This is a genomic window from Galactobacter sp. (assembly GCF_022712295.1).
Classification (GTDB): domain Bacteria; phylum Actinomycetota; class Actinomycetes; order Actinomycetales; family Micrococcaceae; genus Galactobacter.
In genome coordinates this window covers 1-18364 of sequence record NZ_JALAGT010000140.1, presented here as the reverse complement: position 1 = coordinate 18364, position 18364 = coordinate 1, and the positions used below count along the sequence as shown (strand labels likewise).

Below are 18364 nucleotides of genomic sequence, written 5' to 3'. Positions count from 1 at the left end.
GCAGGCGGCGGATGTCGGTGAGGCCACGGCCATCGATGCGGACCTGCTCGGTCAGGATGCGCTGGCGCACCACCTGCTTGGTGACGGCGCCCAAAGCCTTGGAGATCTCTCCCTCTCGGCCGTTGAACTCGGCACCCTCGCCGGCGAGCTTCTCCAGCACCTCGGCCTTGTACTCGGAGTCGGCAGCGTCGCGGTCCTGCTTGTCGGCGATCGAGTAGATCTCCTTGAGCTTCGCGGAGGCCAGGGACTCCACGGCGGCGAAGGCGTCGTCCTGGAAGTCCTTGAAGATGGGGAACTCGCGGGCCGGCTTGGCGGCGCGGGAGGCCAGGTCGGCCTGAGCCTCGACCAGCGTGCGGATGAAGGGCTTGGCGGCCTCGAGCCCCTCGGCCACAACCTCTTCGGTGGGGGCCTGAGCGCCCTGGTTCTTGACCAGGTCCCAAGCGTTCTCGGTGGCGAAGGCCTCCACCATCATGATGGCGACGTCGTCACCTGCGATACGGCCGGCCACGGCCATGTTGAACACGGCCTTCTCCAGCTGCGTCTTGGTCGGGAAGGCGACCCACTGGGCACCCTGTCCGTCATCGACGAGCGCCACGCGGACGCCACCGATGGGGCCGGAGAAGGGCAGTCCGGAGAGCTGCGTGGACATCGAGGCGGCGTTGATGGCCACGACGTCGTAGTAGTCGTCCGGGTTCATGGAGGTCACGGTGATGACGACCTGGACCTCGTTGCGCAGGCCCTTCACGAAGGCCGGGCGCAGCGGGCGGTCCATCAGGCGGCAAGCCAGGATGGCGTCGGTGGAGGGACGGCCCTCACGGCGGAAGAAGGAACCGGGGATACGGCCGGCGGCGTACATGCGCTCTTCCACGTCCACGGTCAGCGGGAAGAAGTCGAAGCCTTCGCGGGGGTGCTTGCCCGCGGTGGTCGCGGCGAGCATCGAGGTGTCGTCGTCCAGCAGGACGAAGGCGGAGCCAGCAGCCTGCTTGGCAATGCGGCCGGTCTCGAAGCGGATGGTGCGGGAGCCGAAGCGGCCGTTGTCGATGACGGCTTCGGAGAACTGGAGATCGGGACCCTCCATGGGGTTCCTCCTTGTCAGGTTCGTCGATCGGCCTCGAGGTTCCGGAGCCCACGCCCGCCCCTACCAACCGCGGTGGTAGCGCGGGTGCTCGATCGAGGCCCACGGGGGATTCATCTCCCGGAGGCCACTACCGAGGACCGCACGTTCTACGGTTCCGCTTGAAGTGGCGAGGTGGACGGTGCGGGTTCGTGACCCTGCGACCGATCTTTGATTGTGCTGTGTTTACTGTTCCGGGCGGCGCCGCCTGATCTGGTGACCAGGCCGCGCCGCCCGGAGTCGCAAGACCTTACTTACGCAGGCCCAGACGCTCGATCAGGGAGCGGTAACGCTCGATGTCGGTGTCCTTCAGGTAGCCGAGCATACGACGACGGCGACCGACCATGGCCATCAGGCCGCGGCGGGTGTGGTGGTCGTGCTTGTGCTCCTTGAGGTGCTCCGTGAGGTCGGAGATGCGGCGGGAAAGCACCGCGATCTGCACCTCGGGAGAGCCGGTGTCACCCTCGTGGGTGGCGTATTCCTTGATGATCTCCTGCTTGATCGCCTGATCAAGTGCCATGAGATAACTCCTTGTGAAGAGTTGTACCGCGTCCATGAAACCTTGGCCCCCTTGGGGGCCAGGGCGGGTGGCGCAACCGCGGACTGCAGCGCACACCAGGATCAAGTCTAGCAAAGGGACCTCTGGAAGCCGGGGTGATCTGGCCTACTCCCTTGGCCTCCTGCCGCTCCGGACCGGGCTTTCATGAGTTCCGCTCCGACTCGGCGCGGCTCCCACGAAAGTCTGGTCCCGTTGGCGAAGGAACCGCCGCAGACGCAGAGGTCAGGCGAGCACGTAGCGAACCGCGAGCGTGTCGTAGGGCAGCCGGAGTGCCTCGCCCGGCGCGTGTCCCAGATGCTCGTGGAGGTACCAGGTCAGATTGGCGTCAACCTTGGAGCGGATGGCTTCCGAGGACTTGAGCCAGTACGAGCGCGAGTGGCACAGCGCCACGATCTTCTCCGGCGTCACCGTGTCGCTCCAGCGCTGCTGCCGCACCTGCGCCGGGCCGAAACCGGGGCCTACTGCGGCGGCCGTGGCCGGGTCACGCTGCACGTCCCCTGAGTGCATGATGCGCGCCAATCGGTGCACCCACGGCACCGTCACGTCGAGCTGGTTCCAGACCAACCCAAGGACTCCCCCGGTGCGCAGCAGCCGCACGATCTCGGCCGAGGCCGCGTCGCGATCCATCCAGTGCCAGGCCTGCGCCACGGTCACCAGGTCGAAGGAGGACGAGTCCAGGCCGGTGTCCTCGGCCGTCGCGGAACTGAGCGCCACCTGCGGCAGTTCCTGCGCCAACACCGCCCGCATGGAGTCGGAGGGCTCCAACGCGGTGACCTGCAGCCCAGCGGCCACCAGGTCCCGTGTGTAGAGGCCGGTGCCCGCGCCCAGGTCCAAGGCCGTGATGGGCCCCGATGCCCGACGTCCCGAGCCCGGCTCCGCGGGCACGTCCGTCTGCTCCTCCCCGGCTGCGCCGTGGAGAAAGAAGCCGGTGACCCATGCCGGGTAACCGGGGCGCACCGCGTGGTAGTCCCCACCGGCCCGGGTGAAGGAAGCACCGGAGGCCTGCCGGGACGCCCTCGACATCTGCGGCGACCCCGTCGGCAGGTTCGGGATGGGAGGGTGCTCGCCGGGCCGGCTCATGCCTGGGCCTCGGCTTCCACCCCTGCCTGGGGTTCCGAGGTCAGCGCCTCACGGGCACGGTCCACGTCTCGGTGCATCTGCTCAACGAGCGCGTCCAGTCCGTTGAAGGCCACCATGCCGCGCAGATGCGCAACGAACTCGACCTGCACCCTCTGGTCGTAGAGGTCGAAGGCGGTGACGGCCTCGTCGGGGCGATCGATCACGTGGGCTTCGACGGTGCGCACCACTCCGTCGAACTGTGGGTTGGTGCCGATGGAGATGGCCGACGGCCAGCGGGTCCCCTGCTGGTCCACGAGCCAACCGGCGTACACACCGTCGGCAGGCATGAGGCCCACGGCATCCGAGGAGAGGTTGGCCGTGGGGAAGCCGAGTTCGCGTCCACGCGCGAAGCCATGAACCACGGTGCCTGCCATGGAGTGGTAGCGGCCCAGGACGCGGGCGGCCTCCTCCACGTTGCCGTGTTGCAGGGCCTCACGCACCCAGGTGGAGGACCAGCGACGCTCGGTGCCCACGTCGGAAACGCCAACCACCTCGAACCCGTACTTCTGCCCGAGCACCCGCATGGTGTCCAGGTTGCCCTCGTTGTCCTTACCGAAGCGCACGTCGCGGCCGACCACCACGACGTGAGCGTGCAGCGTCTGAACCAGGTAGCGCCGCACGAACTCCTCTGCGGTCTGTGCCGCGAAGTCCAGCGTGTATTCGATGGTGAGCAGGGCACCGACACCCTCACGCTCCAGCAAGGCCTCGCGGCCTGCGCGGGAGGTGATGGGGACCGGCGCGAAGGCCGGGGAATGCACCGCGAGGGGGTGGGGGTCGAAGGTGACCACCACGGAGAGGCAGTCGCGGTCCTTCGCTGCCGCCACCACGGAGCGCAGCAATTCCTGGTGGCCGCGGTGTACGCCGTCGAAGTTGCCGATGGTGACCACGGAACCGGGGAGATCCGGCACCTGGTCCGGGGAGGTCCAACGCAGCATCAGGCAGCCACCTCCTTTGCCTTACGGGGGCGGTGGGTCAGCAGCCACCACAATCCCACGCACGGCAGCACGATGGGCACATATCCGTAACCGGAACCGAAGTGGCTCCACACAGAGGCGCGGTCGAACAGTTCCGGTGCGGCGTAGGAGAGGATTGAGACGACTATGACGCCCACGAACTCCACGATCACTGCGACCAGCGCCACGTACCACGAAGATGGTTTCCGCACCGCCAAGGCGAAGGTCGCCACGATGTAGACCACGGCGGCGACCACCGACAGCGAGATGGACACAGGGGCGATGTCGAAGATCCTCTGCCCCTCGTACTCACCGCTGGGCTGTGTACCGAAGACCTGCCACACGCTACGGGCGAAGGCCGCCAGGGCGAAGATGCCGTAGATGGTGACGAGCAGGCGTCCCAGGCCGCGGTTCTTCTGGCTGGGATCGTTCTTGGGCGGCTGCTGCCCGGAATCCGCGTTGTCCGCGTTTCCGATCCGCGCCGCGATTCGTCCGCCCTTGGGCGCCGGCTGCTGCATCGACGTGTTTCTCCTCATCAACGTGTTGTCGGTTCCGGTTCTCGACTCAGAACCAGCCCTGTCCCATCCAGACCTGCTGCATGCGATAGAGCATCACGAACACAGTGAACGCGGTGGCCGCCATGATGATGTTGGACCATCTGGAGGATTCACCGATTGCCCACCATGCTGCCAGAATCACCAGCATGAACGCTGTGACCAGGTAACCCCAGAACTCCCAGCCCGCACCGATCAGGGGTTGGGATCCGGTCCCCTGCCGCACTCCGGCCGCGATCCCGTAGACGATCAGGTAGACCTCCACGAGTCCGAGGGACACGATCGCGGAGTCCGTCGCGTAGTTGCTCACCACGGTGGCGACCAGACCCACCACTACGCTCAAGCCGCAGATGATGGTGCCGGCGATCATGAAGCCATCGAAGAGCAAGGCGAGGTCCTTTTGGGTGGAGAGCGACTAGGGGTGGATGGGTTGCGGGAAGGACTCAGCGCGGCGCGAAGACCAATTCCGGCTTGGCGTTCTGCCCGCGGTCCTTCAGCAGGGCCACGAGCTCCCCGTCAGGGCCGATGCCTGCGGTGAGTTCCTTGGTTCCGGTGGCGGGGATGCGGCGTCCGAAGCCGATCTCGACGGCCTCCTCGGCGCTCAGCTCACGCGCGTTGAACAGTCCTCGGGCGGAGTCGGCCAGCGAAACCACATCCAGTGAATCCGCAAGCTGCTCCAGCGTGTGCGCCTGACCGAGACCGAACGAACCGACGCGGGTGCGACGCAGAGCGGTGAGGTGACCTCCCACGTTCAGCGCCTCCCCCAGGTCCCTGGCCAGGGCCCGGATGTAGGTTCCGGAGGAGCAGTCCACCACCACGTCGACGTCCATGGTCCGTCCGCCCTCGGGGCGACGGACATCCAGGATGTCGAAACGGGAGACCGTGACGGGACGGGCTGGCAGTTCCACCGTTTCTCCGTCACGCACGCGCTGGTAGGAGCGTTTGCCGTCCACCTTGATCGCTGAGACGGAACTGGGCACCTGGTCGATGTCCCCTGTCAGGTCCGCGACGGCAGCGTCCAGTTCAGGACGTGTCACCGCGGCCACGAAACGGCGCTGAAGGATCTCTCCCTCGGCATCGTCCGTGGTGGTGTTCTCCCCCAGCCTGATGGTGGCCTCATAGGTCTTGTCCACGCCCACCACGTGAGTGAGCAGGCGCGTGGCCTTGTTGATGCCGACCACGAGCACGCCCGTGGCCATGGGGTCGAGCGTCCCGGCGTGGCCCACCTTTCGGGTCCCCGCGATGCGGCGCATGCGCGAGACCACGTCGTGTGAGGTCATGCCGGAGGCCTTGTCCACCACCACCAGGCCGGAGGGAGATTCCACGGTCACGTCAGCGCTCATCCTCCGGGGCGTCCTCGACGTCGTCCTCGAGTTCGTCCTCGTCGTGCTTGTACGGATCGGCGTCCCCTGCGAAGGCCTTGCCCTCGGCGAGGGCAGCAACCTCCGCGTCCTTCGCGCGGGCCTGACGCAGCAGGTCGTCCACGAGGGTCGCATTGACCGGCACCTCGTCAGGGACGAAGGTCAGCGTCGGGGTGAGTCGGATGGTGAGGTTACGACCCAGCTCGTGACGAAGCTTTCCGGTGTTGCGGGTCAGCAACTCTGCGATCTCCGCCTTGGCCTCGTCGTCACCGAACACGGTGTAGTAGACGGTGGCGTTCTGCAGGTCGTTGGTGACCCTGGTGTCGGTGACGGTGACATTCTCGATCGCCTCGTCCCGCACCACACGGGTGAGGGAACCGGCCACGATCACCTTGATGCGCTGGGCCAGCCGGGCGGCGCGTGCTGCGTCTGCCATATCGGCTCCTCCTTAAGGAGTTTGAGTGAAAGTCTTCTTCTTGGCGGGTGTGACCCCCGCCCGGACGGTGTACGTCCGGGCGGGGGTCACACCCTGCTGTCCAATCGCAAGGATCAGTCGCGAGGCTTCTCGCGCATCTCCCAGGACTCGATGACGTCGCCTTCCTTGATGTCGTTGAAGGAGCCGAGGCCGATACCGCACTCGTAGCCCTCGCGGACCTCGGTGGCATCGTCCTTGAAGCGCCGCAGCGACTCGATGGAGAGCTTGTCGGAGATGACGTTGCCGTCACGGACCAGACGGGCCTTGGCGTTACGACGCATGATGCCGGAACGCACCAAGGTACCTGCGATGTTGCCGAACTTGGAGGAGCGGAAGACCTCGCGGACCTCTGCGGTACCGAGCTCGACCTCTTCGTACTCCGGCTTGAGCATGCCCTTGAGTGCGGCCTCGATGTCGTCGATGGCCTGGTAGATGACCGAGTAGAAGCGCATGTCCACGCCCTCGCGGTCTGCCAGTTCTGCCACGCGCTCGGCCGGGCGGACGTTGAAGCCGATGATGATGGCGTTGTCCACGGTAGCCAGGTTGACGTCGTTCTGGGTGATGGCACCCACGCCGCGGTGGATGACGCGCAGCTGCACGTCCTCGCCCACGTCGATCTTGAGCAGCGAATCCTCCAGGGCCTCCACGGCACCGGAGACATCGCCCTTCAGGATCAGGCTCAGGGTGTCGATCTTGCCCTCTGCCACGGCCTGGTCGAAGTCCTCCAGGCTGATGCGCTTACGGCGCTTGGCGAGCATGGCGTTACGGTCCGCAGCCTCACGCTTCTCAGCGATCTGGCGGGCGGTGCGCTCGTCCTGCGTGACGATGAACGTGTCGCCTGCACGCGGGACGCTGGAGAGACCCAGCACCTGAACCGGACGGGAAGGCAGGGCCACGTCCATGGCCGCGCCGTTCTCGTCGAACATGGCACGAACACGTCCGTGGGCGGTGCCACACACGATGGTGTCGCCGACCGCCAGGGTGCCGGACTCCACGAGGACCGTGGCGACCGGGCCGCGGCCCTTGTCCAGGTTGGCTTCGATCGCGATACCGCGGGCATCCTTGTCCGGGTTGGCACGCAGGTCCAACGCGGCGTCAGCCGTGAGCAGGATGGCTGAGAGGAGATCCTCGATGCCCTCGTTCTCGCGGGCGGACACCGGCACGAACATGGTGTCGCCACCGTATTCCTCCGGGACCAGGCCGTATTCGGTCAGCTGACCCTTGACCTTGTCCGGGTTGGCGTCCGGCTTATCGATCTTGTTGACCGCCACCACGATCGGCACGCCTGCAGCCTGGGCGTGGTTCAACGCCTCGACGGTCTGCGGCATGACGCCGTCATCGGCCGCCACCACGAGCACCGCGATGTCGGTGACCTTGGCGCCACGGGCACGCATGGCGGTGAACGCCTCGTGACCGGGGGTGTCGATGAAGGTGATGGGGCGTTCCTCGCCCTCCAGCTCCGAGACGATCTGATAAGCACCGATGTGCTGGGTGATGCCGCCGGCCTCACCCTCGATGACATTGGTCTTACGGATCGCGTCCAGCAGGCGGGTCTTACCGTGATCGACGTGACCCATGACGGTGACCACCGGGGGACGGGGCTCCAGCATCTCGTCGGTCTCGGCGTCTGCCTCGGCCTCCAAGTTGATGTCGAAGGACTCGAAGAGCTCGCGCTCCTCGTCCTCCGGGGAGACGATCTGGATCTTGTAGCCCAGCTCGGCACCCAGCAACTCGAAGGTGTCCTCGTCCAGCGACTGGTTGGCGTTGGCCATCTCACCGAGGTGGAACAGCACGGTCACCAGTGCGGCCGGATTCGCGTTGATCTTCTCGGCGAAGTCGGTCAGCGTGGCGCCGCGACGCAGGCGGACGATGGTCTCGCCGTTGCCGCGCGGGACGATCACACCTCCGACCGACGGTGCACCCTGCTGCTCCAGCTCCTGGCGTTTGGCGCGCTTCGACTTGCGCTGCTTGCCGCGACGCGGGCCTCCCTTACCGAAGGCACCCTGTGCGGAACCGCGTCCGCCGCCACGACCACCACGGAAGCCGCCGCCACCGCCGGCGTTGCCACCGCCCGGGCGAGAGCTGCCACCACGTCCGCCGCCCGGCTTGGGCTGGTTGACGTTGAGGTCGAGCTTCTTGGGCATCATGTTCGGGTTGGGCCGACCTGCACCGCCTGCAGGACGGGGACCGCCCTGACCGGCCGCGGGACGCGGACCACCTGGGCGAGGACCGCCCTGGCCCGGACCGCTGGGACGGGGGCCACCCTGGCCGGGAGCTCCCTGACGGTTGCCCGGACGGGGACCGCCCTGGCCTTCACCGCGACGCATCCCCTGCGGCGAGCTGAACGGGTTGTTACCCGGACGCCCTCCACCTGGACGCGGGGCGCCCGAGCGGGGGCCGTTCTGACGTCCGCCACCCTGGCCTTCACCGCGACGCATCCCCTGATGGGAGCTGAACGGATTGTTGCCGGGGCGGGGGCCCGACGGCTTGGGGCCGGCAGGCTTGGGAGCGCCCGGCTTGGCAGCCGGCTTGGCGCCAGGCTTCGGCGCAGCGGTACCAGGCTTGGGCGCAGCAGCCTTGGGTGCCTCAGCGGCGGGCTGGGCAGGAGCCTCCTTGGCGGGGGTCTCCTTCGCTGCGGGCTTGGCAGCGGCCGGCTTGGCGCCAGGCTTCGGCGCAGCGGTACCAGGCTTGGGCGCAGCAGCCTTGGGCGCCTGCTTGGGTGCCGCAGACTCTGCGGGCTTGGCTCCGCCTGGGAAGGCGGTGCGCAGTTTCTTCACCACCGGGGGTTCGATGGTGGACGAGGCTGAGCGAACGAATTCGCCCATCTCCTCCAATTTGGTGATCGCTTCCTTGGAAGTGATCCCCAGCTCCTTGGCGAGCTCGTGGACACGGACCTTGGCCACTTTTCTCCTTCTCTGGCCCGTGGCATCACGACCGACTCGACTCGCCTCATGCCGTGGCCGAAGGTTGAATTCCTTCGCCGCTTGGCAGGTGGAGCGTCATGTCTCTAAGTCATGCACGGACCTGTTGGTGCAACACATGTGGGTGTGCCGAGAACGACACACGAATGTCAGTGGCGGTGCAGAGGTGGTTCATCTCTGGCCGCTCATCTGTGGACTCTCATCGGGTTTCCACGGTTTCTGACCCGCTTTCAGGTTTGCAGATGTTCAGGTGGACAAGACGCGTTCGGTAGCGCCTTGTTCAGCGCGGCCAGCAATTCGTCGAGTTCGACACGGATGCGTGAGGACCGATAAGCCCTTGCGAATCCGCCGCGACGTACCGCCAGCCGTGCACACTCAGGGTCGGGGTGCAGCCAAGCACCCCTGCCTGTTCCGCGGCGTTTCGGGTCGGGCAGGATCCGGGAGGGATCCTGCGGGTCCTCGATCCACCGCAGTAGAACTTCCTGATCCGTCACGAGCCGGCAGCCAACACACGTGCGCTGAGGACGGTGAGTGGTCATGGACCTGTTCACCTCTTCTTCCTCGACGCGACACGGGATGTGGGCGTGGGCCCAGCACGGACCGCTCCTCAGTCTACCGCCTCCACACAAGGACTCCTGCGTGATGCATACCTCAGAGCGAGCCTGTAACTCAGTCCTCCGGGTCCACGACGATCTCCGGGCGCATGGCCGACTGGGCCTGGGTGCGGGAGACGATGTCGATGCGCCAGCCGGTGAGCTTCGCAGCGAGACGGGCGTTCTGCCCCTCCTTGCCGATGGCCAGGGAGAGCTGATTGTCCGGGACCACGGCGCGGATCTGGTGGGTTGCCTCATCCAGGACCTCCACGGAGACCACCTTGGACGGGGACAGCGCCTGGCCCACGAACGTGGCCGGGTCGTCCGCGAAGTCCACGATGTCGATCTTCTCGTCGCCGAGCTCCGTCATGACGGCGCGGACGCGGGTGCCCATCTCGCCGATGCAGGCACCCTTGGCGTTGATCCCGGCCTGGGTGGAACGCACGGCGAGCTTGGAGCGGTGACCGGCCTCGCGGGCCAGGGCCACGATTTCCACCTGTCCGTCCGCGATCTCCGGGACCTCGAGTTCGAAGAGGCTGCGAACCAGGTTCGGGTGGGAGCGGGAAACGGTCACGGCGGGCCCCTTGGGGCCGCGGTGCACGTCGGTGACGTAGACGCGGATGCGCTCTCCGTGGCGGTAGTGCTCGCCGGGAACCTGCTCGGGCGGGGGCAGGATGGCCTCCACTGTGCCGAGGTCCACCTGCACCATGCGCGGGTCGCGACCCTGCTGGATGATGCCGGAGAGCACCTGACCCTCCTTCTCCTTGAACTCGCCGATCACCACGGCATCGTCCGCTTCGCGCAGCCGCTGCATGATGATCTGACGGGCGGTGGAGGCGGCGATGCGACCGAAGTCGGTTGGGGTGTCGTCGAACTCGCCGATGCGGCGGTTGTCCTCGTCCACTTCCGGGGCCCAGATGGTGACGTGGCCGCTGCTGCGGTCCAGTTCAGCGCGGGCTCCGCGGATGGCTCCGGGTTGCTTGTCGTAAGCCAGCACCAGTGCCTGCTCGATGGTGGGGATCAGCCGCTCCAGCGGGATCTCGCGTTCCTTCTCCAACATGCGCAGCGCGCTCATGTCGATATCCATGTCAGGCCTCCTGGTCCAGGTTCTCAAGATTCTTCAGTGCGCGGGCCGCGGTGGCGTCCACGTCCACCTTGCCCCGCCTGATCTGCGGGTAGTCGATGCGTACGGGATCCAGGATCTTCTCCTTCATCCCCTTCTTGGGTGCGGGCACCCGGGGTTCCAGCTCGATTCCGTCTTCGTCTGCGGCGAGCAGCAGACCGTGGATGCGTTCGCCTTCGGTGGGCAGCACGTTGACGATGCGGTCCACATTGCGCTGCCAGTGGCGCGGCAGGGTGAGTTCGCGGCCCGCTCCGGGGCTGGTGACCTCGAGGTCGTACGGCGTGTCGCCGCTGAGTGGTCCCTGGTCAAGGGCGGTGCCCACGGTCTGGGAGAGGGTGGCCACGACGTCCAGATCCAGGCCTTGTGTGCCGTCCGGCCGATCCACGATCAGGCGCAGCACGGGTGGTTCTCCACCGGGGAGTTCAACGGCTTCCAGGACGAGTCCCACCTCCTCCACGATCGGGGTCACGGTCTGAGTGACACCTTCGAGATCGGCCTGGCCGATCGTGGTATTGGGCATGTGGTTCCTCCTGGCTTGAAGCGCGCATCCAAGCCTAGCGTGTCGTAGGACCGGTCGACGTCCAATCCGGGGCCTCGGATCGTGAGACGATGGGAACCATGTCCGGTTCGCAGCACGACTCGTCACGCCCAGGCCTCGGTATGGGTCTGCGCGTCACCGCTGCCGTGGCGTTGTTGGGTGTCTGGGTGGGGCTGACCTCAACCACACGGGCGGATCCGGCCGATGCTCGCCCGGGCACCGCGCTGTCCGTCACGGCGACCGAGTCCCTCGACGAGGATTCCTCGGCCCGCCAGTTGTACCGACTCCTGGCCGCGACGGAAGCGACGGAGAACGCCAAGGACCTCCGGGCAGCGCTCACGCAGGCGCGTGACCTTTTGGGCCTGGAGATCCCGGAGGCCGACGCCGAAGCGGATTCGGTCCACGACGCCCACGACATCCCCACCGAGTTCGCCACATCAGCACTGGACGTTTCGGAGGCACTGGCGAAGTCCGGTTTGAAGGCACCACAGGATCAGGCGGCACGCCTGTTCGTGAGCGCAGCCCTGATCGACGACGCCGCCCGCGACACGTTGGAGGCCAACGGCAAGCACGCTCCCAAGGGTTCCGGTGTGGATGCCGTCCTCGGCTACGACGAGCGACCGACCCTGACCGCCGTGGTCGGTGACTTGGCCACCGCCCTTCCTTCCGGGTTGAAGGGCACCTCCTGCGACACAACGCCCGACGACACGGGGCGGCTTGCGCCGGCCCGTTCCGGCTTCGCCGACGCCCCAGTGACCGGGGCACGCGCCGCGGAAACCCGGGGCCTGGCCTTCCACGCCGTAGGGGTGGAGGCCGGCAAGCTCGCCTACGCGACCCGTGTGGTGGGGCAGCGACAGAATTCCACGGTGTTCCTGGAACGCGCGGATGACCTGGACGGATTCGTGGACGGGCTCCAGGAACTCATGCCATCCGACTGCGCCCCTGTAGCCACCACGTCGGTGGGTGCCACCGAGGCCTTGACCGATCCCACTACCACGCTCTCCGAGTCGCAGGCCGCGCTGGCAGACAAGACGCGGATCGCCGCCGCAGCGATGCCCGTCGGCGAATCCCGCCTGGACCTGGCCAAACTCTGGTGGCGTCTGCGCTGAGTTGACGGTTTCGGGTGGGGTTCAGGCCCACTCGATGACGAGGTCCGAACCGAGCTTGAGGATCAGGGCCACGACCACCACCACGAATACCACGCGCACGAAACCGGACCCCTTCGACACCGCCATCCTGGAGCCCAGGTAGCCGCCCACCATGTTGGAGGCGCCCAGGATCAGGCCGATCCCCCACAGCACGTGCCCGGTCGGGGCGAAGAGCGCCAGTGCGCCCAAGTTGGTGGCGAGGTTGGCGATCTTGGCCTTGGCCGAGCCGTCAAGGAAGCTGTAGCCCAACACGCCCACCAGGGCGATCACCAGGAAGGATCCGGTACCTGGTCCGAGCAGCCCGTCGTAGAAGCCGATCACCACGCCGATGCCGCAGGCCAATCCATAGTGGCGCCACCCCAGGTGCTTCAGCCTGGTGTTCAGGCCGGAGCCCTTCTTGGCCAGGGTGAAGCACAGCACCAGGATCAGGGCCGCCACGATGACGGGCTTGAAGACTTCCGCCGGGAGCAGCGTCGCCACGGCGGCGCCTCCGAAGGAGGCTGCGGCCGCGCAGAGCGCCAGCGGAAGGGCCGTGCGCAAGTCGGGATGCACTCGTCGGGCATAGGTCACCGTGGACGTGGCAGTGCCGAACACGGACCCCATCTTGTTGGTGGCCAGTGCCTGCACCGGGGAGATCCCCGGCACCAACAGCATGATGGGCAGCTGGATGAGCCCTCCCCCACCCACCACGGCGTCCACCCAGCCGGCCAGCAGGCCACCCACGATGATGAACGCGAGCGTGGTGGGTTCCAGACCGTCCCAGCCGGCACCGGAGAGGGTGCCGGCTGGGGCGGAGGCGGCCTGAAGCGCGGAGGCCGCCTGAAGAGTGGAGGAGAGGATCACCGGGCGCCGGCGGCGCCGGCCACCTGGGCCACGACATCGGCCAGGGCCACCTCGGCGGAGGTGCCGGGTGCACGGTCCTTGCCCTCGACGACGCCGTCCGCGACCCCACGGCCCACCACCACAGCGGTGGGGACGCCGATGAGTTCCGCATCCTTGAACTTCACCCCGGCGGAGACCTTGGGGCGGTCGTCCAACATGACGTCGAGACCGGCGGCCTCGAACTCGTTGGCGAGCTTCTCCGCGGTGGTGTTGAGCTCCTCGCCCTTGCCTGCCACGAGCACCACGACATCGGCCGGGGCCACGGCGGCGGGCCAGGCGAGGCCCTTGTCGTCGTGGTGGGACTCGGCGATGGCTGCGACGGCACGGGTCACTCCGATGCCGTAGGAGCCCATGGTGACGGTGACGGCCTTCCCGTTCTGGTCCAGGACCTTCAGGCCCATGGCTTCCGCGTACTTGCGCCCCAGCTGGAAGATGTGACCCATCTCGATGCCGCGGGTGGTGGAGAGCGGACCGGAGCCGTCAGGCGCCGGGTCGCCGTCGCGCACCTCGCAGGCTTCGACGACGCCGTCCCAGGTGAAGTCGCGCCCGGCCACCAGGCCGTAGACGTGCTTGCCCGGCGCATTGGCGCCGGTGATCCAGGTGGTGCCGGAGACCACGCGGGGATCCACGAGGAAGGGCAGCTTGGTGGCGGACTCGGCGCCGAGGACGGGTTCGTCCAGGCTCACGCCGGGGCCGATGTAGCCCTTGACCAGCCCGGGGTGCTTCTTGAGGTCCTCATCGGTGGCGGCGTCCACCGACACCTCACCGGAGATGCCGAGGTGCTCACCGATGGTGGCCTCTGAACGCTTCAGGTCCACCTGGCGGTCGCCGGGGACACCGATGACGGCGATGACGCGCTCACCCTCCGGGGTGGTGACGGCCACCACCACGTTTTTCAGCGTGTCTGCCGCTGTCCAGGCGCGCTCCGGGTTGGGGTGTGCCTCGTTGGAGACGTTCACCAGCGTCTCGATGGTGGGGGTGTCCGGGGTGTCGTACACCTGCGCGGCCGGAGCGTCGGTGAAGTCGATCTCCTCCGGCACCACGGTGGTGACGGCCTCGACATTGGCGGCGAACCCGGCCGGGGACACCACGAAGGTGTCCTCGCCGATCTCGGTGGGGTGCAGGAACTCCTCCGACTTGGAGCCACCCATGGCGCCTGACATGGCGGAGACCGGGCGGACCGGCAGGTCGAGGCGCTCGAAGATCTTCAGGTACGCGGCGCGGTGGGCCGCGTAGGCCTCGTCCAGGCCCTCGTCATCCACGGTGAAGGAGTAGGAGTCCTTCATGATGAACTCGCGCCCACGCAGCAGGCCGGCGCGGGGGCGGGCCTCGTCACGGTACTTGGTCTGGATCTGGTACAGGTAGAGCGGCAGATCCTTGTAGGAGGAGTAGAGGTCCTTCACCAGGAGCGTGAACATCTCCTCGTGCGTGGGCGCCAACAGGTAGTCGGCGTCCTTGCGATCCTTCAAGCGGAAGATGTTGTCGCCGTATTCCTCCCAGCGACCCGAGGCCTCGTAGGGTTCCTTGGGCAGCAGGGCCGGGAAGTGGACCTCCTGAGCGCCGATGGCGTTCATTTCCTCGCGGACGATGTTCTCCACCTTGGCCAGGACCTTCAGACCCAGCGGCAACCACGTGTAGATACCTGGGGCGGCGCGGCGGATGTAGCCGGCGCGGACCAGCAGCTTATGGCTGTCGACCTCGGCTTCTGCCGGGTCATCGCGCAGAGTGCGCAGGAACAGGGTGGAGAGGCGGAGCACCACGGGGCATCCCTTTCGTACGACACCGGTGTGCCCGGTGCCGTGGACGTGTGTCATGACGATGGTCCGCGCGCGGCGTGGACCTCAGAAGATTCTACCGGCGCGCGACACCGCCGGGCGCCCACCGTCAGAACAAGACGGTTGCGAACTCCCCCACCTGCCGGAAGCCGACACTCCGGTAGGTGCGTAGGGCACGCTCGTTGTAGTCGTTCACGTACAGGGAGGTGGTCGGCGCGACCGTCAACGCGAGCGCGATCACGTCTGCCATCCGGGATTCGGCCAGTCCCATCCCGCGCCGGTCCGGGTGCATCCACACCCCTTGGATCTGTGTGACACGGGGGGTCACGACTCCCAGCTCGGCCTTGAACAGGATGCGGCCTGCAGCGTCGGTCTCCACCAGCGCATGACCGGCCCGGACCATCCAATCCACCCGCTGCCGATATGCGGCCTCCCCGTTGGCGAACGGCGAATAGCCCAGTTCCTCCTGGAACATGGCAACGCACGCAGGCAGGAGCGCCTCACCGTCGGCCGGCCATGCCCGCCGCACCAAACCGACGCGGGCGTCGTCCGGCACGGAATCGGCGACCATCAGCGGCTGGTGCTCACGGACGGCGAAGGCACGCTGCCGTCCACGAGACAGCTCGCCCCACAGCGCCAACGTGGCCTCGCGCGGACCGAAGACGGAGGCGAAGCGGCGATGCAGACCCAACAGGTGGCGGCCGAAGGCCGCGGCGTCCTCCACCGTGCATTCCACCGGGACCACATTGGAACCCACCCAGCAGGCTGCTTCCATCTGACCGACGTCGTTGAACCGTCCCAGATAGAAGGAACCCGATGAACCACCCGCGCTGCGGTCATCCGTCAGCTGCGAGTCCACGAACGCGTTCGCCACCGGGTCCCGGTCCACGAGCGCGCGCAGAAAGGCGGTGTCAGACGTGTTCAGGCGCCTGACACCGTCCACCGAGGATCGGTGCCTGCCGGGCAGTCCCCAGCGCATGACGGACACTTGGCGAGGACCGGATCAGGCGTAGTGCGCCAACTCGCCCGTAGCGGGCGTCCATTCCCGCACGGTCACCAAGTCGATGACGCCGGCCTCTGCGAACGGGTCCTTCTCCAGCGAGGCGGAGACGGCCGCGGAGTCGGGGGCCTGGAAGATCAGCATGGCTTCCTCGGAACCGATGGGGCCGGCTGCCACCAGCTTCACGTTGCCGCTGGCCTCGGACCCGTCCAGGCCGGCAAGCCAAGCGCGGTGAGTGGGACGGACCTCGTCGCGGGTGGACGCGGAGCCGTCGGCGTAGAGGTAGTCGATGCGAAAGAGACTCATGCGCTCCAGCCTAACCGTCCTCACTCCTCATGACGCGAATGCGGTCTACCCCAGGACCACCGGTTTGACGATGTCGGCATAGATCAACAAGGCACCCATGGCCAGCAGGGCGACGGCCACCACGTAGGTCACCGGCAGCATCTTGCTCATGTCCACCGGCCCCGGGTCCTTGCGTTTGAAGAGCTTGTTGTACCGCTTCCGCAGCCCTTCCCAGAGTGCCCCGATCACGTGGCCACCGTCCAACGGGGTCAGCGGGATCAGGTTGAAGACGAACAGGGCGATGTTGAGGCTGCCGAGCAAGGACAGGTAGGTCGCGATCTTGTCCTTGACGGCCACACCATCCATCGCGGTGACGTCGCCGGCGATGCGGCCCACACCCACCACGGACATGGGTCCATCGGGATCCCGCGGCTCGGTACCGAAGGCCGCCTTCGCCACCGACACCAACCGAGCGGGCAGGTCCACCACGATGCGCCCCACATTGGTCACGTTGTCCCACACGAAACCGGGCACCGCCGTGACCGGTTCCTGCAACGTCTGCACTTGGGAACCGATGCCTGCGAAGCCGACCTCGGCTGATCTCGTGGTTCCGTCCGCCTTGGTCTCCACCCGCCCGAACTTGTCGGTCACAGGCCGCTGCATGGCCACTGGTTCCATGGTGGTGGTGTGACTCTCACCATCGCGCACGTAGGTGACCTGCATCTGCTTGCCGGCGCTGACCTTGATCTGCTCCGTCAGTGCGTCCCACCCGCGGGTGCCGACGGCCTTGCCGTTGACCTTGACGATCTTGTCTCCGACGCGGAGTCCTGCAGCGTAAGCGGGGCCTGCGGGATCGCCCTCCTGGCAGGTACCGGCGTCCGCATCCGTGAGGCCGCGTTCCTGCTGCTGTTCCGTGGTGAGCACGCACTGGTAGATCTCCCCCACCTTGTTGGTGGGTGTGGCGGTACCGAAGCCGCAGAGCACGATCGTGAAGATCACGAAGGCCAGCAGCAGGTTCATGGTGGGTCCGCCCAGCATGATGATGACCCGCTTGTAGATGGGCAGCTGGTGGAAAAGGCGGCCGTCATCCTCCGGCCGGATCTGTTCCCCCTCCACCTGTTTGGCCTCGTCGGCCAGCTGCTGGAACATTCCCGTCCGGCTGGAGCGTTCCTTGCCGTCCTTGGCCGGTGGGTACATGCCGATCATGGAGATGTAGCCGCCCAGTGGAAGCAGCTTGATGCCGTACTCCGTCTCCCCCTTCTTCTTGGAGAAGATGGTGGGGCCGAAGCCGATCATGTACTTGGGTACACGCAGTCCGAACTTCTTGGCCGGGAACAGGTGGCCCAGCTCATGCAGAGCAATGGAGAGCCCGATCCCGACCAGCATGATGAGCGCGCCGATGACGTACGCCAGAGCCGTCATGAGTGCTCCGCCCGACTGCTGATACGTCCATTCATCCGGGCGCGGCCGCCCTCGCCCCTACGGGGAAACACCGAGCCGCAGCTCTTCACCAACAATTTCTGCACAATGCAGCAGTCTTCCACCCGTGCCTGTCCAGTTCCTGAGCCCACGCCGGAGGGGACACCGACGAGCCGGTACGCTGGGGACGAGGTCGAAAACCCGACCAGCATGCCCCGAGACCAGGAGGCCCACCAGTGCAGCCCCGCCCCGTAGAGACCGGCGACCTGGACCGATTCTTCGTCCAACAGCTAGACCCCGAAGCCAACGAGATGGCCGCCTTCACAGCCAAGAACCCCTCGGACCGCGGCGTGTTCAACTACCACTGGGGCCTCATGCTGCGCGACCCACAGACCGTGGTGCGCACCATCGAGGTGGACGGCGACGTGGCCGGCTCCATTGTGCTCTACCCCAACGAGGGCGTGCCGGAGCTCAGCTTCTGGACCGACCGCAAGTACTGGGGTCAGGGTGTCACCACCGCTGCCGTGGACGCCATCCTCCAGGAG

18 protein-coding genes and 1 pseudogene are annotated in these 18364 nt (G+C 66.9%); 2 read left to right on the top strand and 17 right to left on the bottom strand.

What is annotated here, in order from left to right:
- From Q0A15_RS10525 to rimP, 12 genes and pseudogenes are all read right to left on the bottom strand, one after another.
- A pseudogene (locus Q0A15_RS10525) lies at positions 1-1078 on the bottom strand (polyribonucleotide nucleotidyltransferase); the annotation flags it as partial.
- 286 nt (positions 1079-1364) lie between these two features.
- Entirely contained in the window at positions 1365-1634 is a 270-nt protein-coding gene (gene rpsO / locus Q0A15_RS10520) for a 30S ribosomal protein S15 (protein ID WP_291279482.1), read from the bottom strand.
- 261 nt (positions 1635-1895) lie between these two features.
- Positions 1896-2753: a class I SAM-dependent methyltransferase gene (locus tag Q0A15_RS10515; RefSeq protein WP_291279481.1), complete on the bottom strand. Its 858-nt coding sequence runs from the start codon at positions 2751-2753 to the stop codon at positions 1896-1898.
- Positions 2750-3727 carry a bifunctional riboflavin kinase/FAD synthetase gene (locus tag Q0A15_RS10510; protein ID WP_291279480.1) on the bottom strand — a complete coding sequence of 326 codons (978 nt, stop codon included), beginning with the start codon at positions 3725-3727 and terminating at the stop codon, positions 2750-2752. Before Q0A15_RS10510 ends, Q0A15_RS10515 begins: the two co-directional genes overlap by 4 nt.
- A complete protein-coding gene (locus Q0A15_RS10505; protein WP_291279479.1) occupies positions 3727-4263 on the bottom strand; it encodes a hypothetical protein in 537 nt (178 codons plus the stop codon). Before Q0A15_RS10505 ends, Q0A15_RS10510 begins: the two co-directional genes overlap by 1 nt.
- 46 nt (positions 4264-4309) lie before the next feature.
- The gene (locus tag Q0A15_RS10500) at positions 4310-4687 is read right to left on the bottom strand and encodes a hypothetical protein (RefSeq protein WP_291279478.1); all 378 of its coding nucleotides are present in this window, start codon (positions 4685-4687) and stop codon (positions 4310-4312) included.
- Positions 4688-4742: 55 nt separating this feature from the next.
- Positions 4743-5642: a tRNA pseudouridine(55) synthase TruB gene (gene truB, locus Q0A15_RS10495; RefSeq protein ID WP_291279477.1), complete on the bottom strand. Its 900-nt coding sequence runs from the start codon at positions 5640-5642 to the stop codon at positions 4743-4745.
- Entirely contained in the window at positions 5632-6096 is a 465-nt protein-coding gene (gene rbfA, locus Q0A15_RS10490; protein ID WP_291279476.1) for a 30S ribosome-binding factor RbfA, read from the bottom strand. Before rbfA ends, truB begins: the two co-directional genes overlap by 11 nt.
- A 113-nt stretch (positions 6097-6209) precedes the next feature.
- Complete coding sequence (infB, locus tag Q0A15_RS10485; RefSeq protein ID WP_291279475.1) at positions 6210-9038, bottom strand: translation initiation factor IF-2; 2829 nt, start codon at positions 9036-9038, stop codon at positions 6210-6212.
- Positions 9039-9286: 248 nt separating this feature from the next.
- Positions 9287-9595, bottom strand: a complete 309-nt coding sequence (locus Q0A15_RS15050) for a YlxR family protein (protein WP_367273385.1) — start codon at positions 9593-9595, stop codon at positions 9287-9289.
- Between the two features lie 130 nt (positions 9596-9725).
- The gene (nusA, locus tag Q0A15_RS10480; protein ID WP_291279474.1) at positions 9726-10736 is read right to left on the bottom strand and encodes a transcription termination factor NusA; all 1011 of its coding nucleotides are present in this window, start codon (positions 10734-10736) and stop codon (positions 9726-9728) included.
- Position 10737: 1 nt separating this feature from the next.
- The gene (gene rimP / locus Q0A15_RS10475; RefSeq protein WP_291279473.1) at positions 10738-11292 is read right to left on the bottom strand and encodes a ribosome maturation factor RimP; all 555 of its coding nucleotides are present in this window, start codon (positions 11290-11292) and stop codon (positions 10738-10740) included.
- A gap of 98 nt (positions 11293-11390) precedes the next feature.
- On the opposite strand from rimP, the gene Q0A15_RS10470 reads away from it, so the two are divergent.
- Positions 11391-12419, top strand: coding sequence for a hypothetical protein (locus Q0A15_RS10470; RefSeq protein WP_291279472.1), 1029 nt, complete (start codon positions 11391-11393; stop codon positions 12417-12419).
- 21 nt (positions 12420-12440) lie between these two features.
- Here Q0A15_RS10470 and Q0A15_RS10465 read toward each other — a convergent pair whose 3' ends face one another.
- From Q0A15_RS10465 to Q0A15_RS10445, 5 genes are all read right to left on the bottom strand, one after another.
- Positions 12441-13211: a TSUP family transporter gene (locus Q0A15_RS10465; protein ID WP_291279485.1), complete on the bottom strand. Its 771-nt coding sequence runs from the start codon at positions 13209-13211 to the stop codon at positions 12441-12443.
- Positions 13212-13297: 86 nt separating this feature from the next.
- The gene (locus Q0A15_RS10460) at positions 13298-15100 is read right to left on the bottom strand and encodes a proline--tRNA ligase (RefSeq protein WP_291279484.1); all 1803 of its coding nucleotides are present in this window, start codon (positions 15098-15100) and stop codon (positions 13298-13300) included.
- 124 nt (positions 15101-15224) lie between these two features.
- Positions 15225-16094 carry a DUF4081 domain-containing GNAT family N-acetyltransferase gene (locus tag Q0A15_RS10455; protein ID WP_291279483.1) on the bottom strand — a complete coding sequence of 290 codons (870 nt, stop codon included), beginning with the start codon at positions 16092-16094 and terminating at the stop codon, positions 15225-15227.
- Positions 16095-16118: 24 nt separating this feature from the next.
- Positions 16119-16421, bottom strand: a complete 303-nt coding sequence (locus Q0A15_RS10450; RefSeq protein ID WP_291279471.1) for a YciI family protein — start codon at positions 16419-16421, stop codon at positions 16119-16121.
- Positions 16422-16466: 45 nt separating this feature from the next.
- Positions 16467-17822, bottom strand: a complete 1356-nt coding sequence (locus Q0A15_RS10445) for an RIP metalloprotease (protein ID WP_291279470.1) — start codon at positions 17820-17822, stop codon at positions 16467-16469.
- A gap of 233 nt (positions 17823-18055) precedes the next feature.
- On the opposite strand from Q0A15_RS10445, the gene Q0A15_RS10440 reads away from it, so the two are divergent.
- Positions 18056-18364, top strand: a 309-nt coding sequence (locus Q0A15_RS10440; RefSeq protein ID WP_291279469.1) for a GNAT family N-acetyltransferase, incomplete at its 3' end; no start/stop codon positions are given.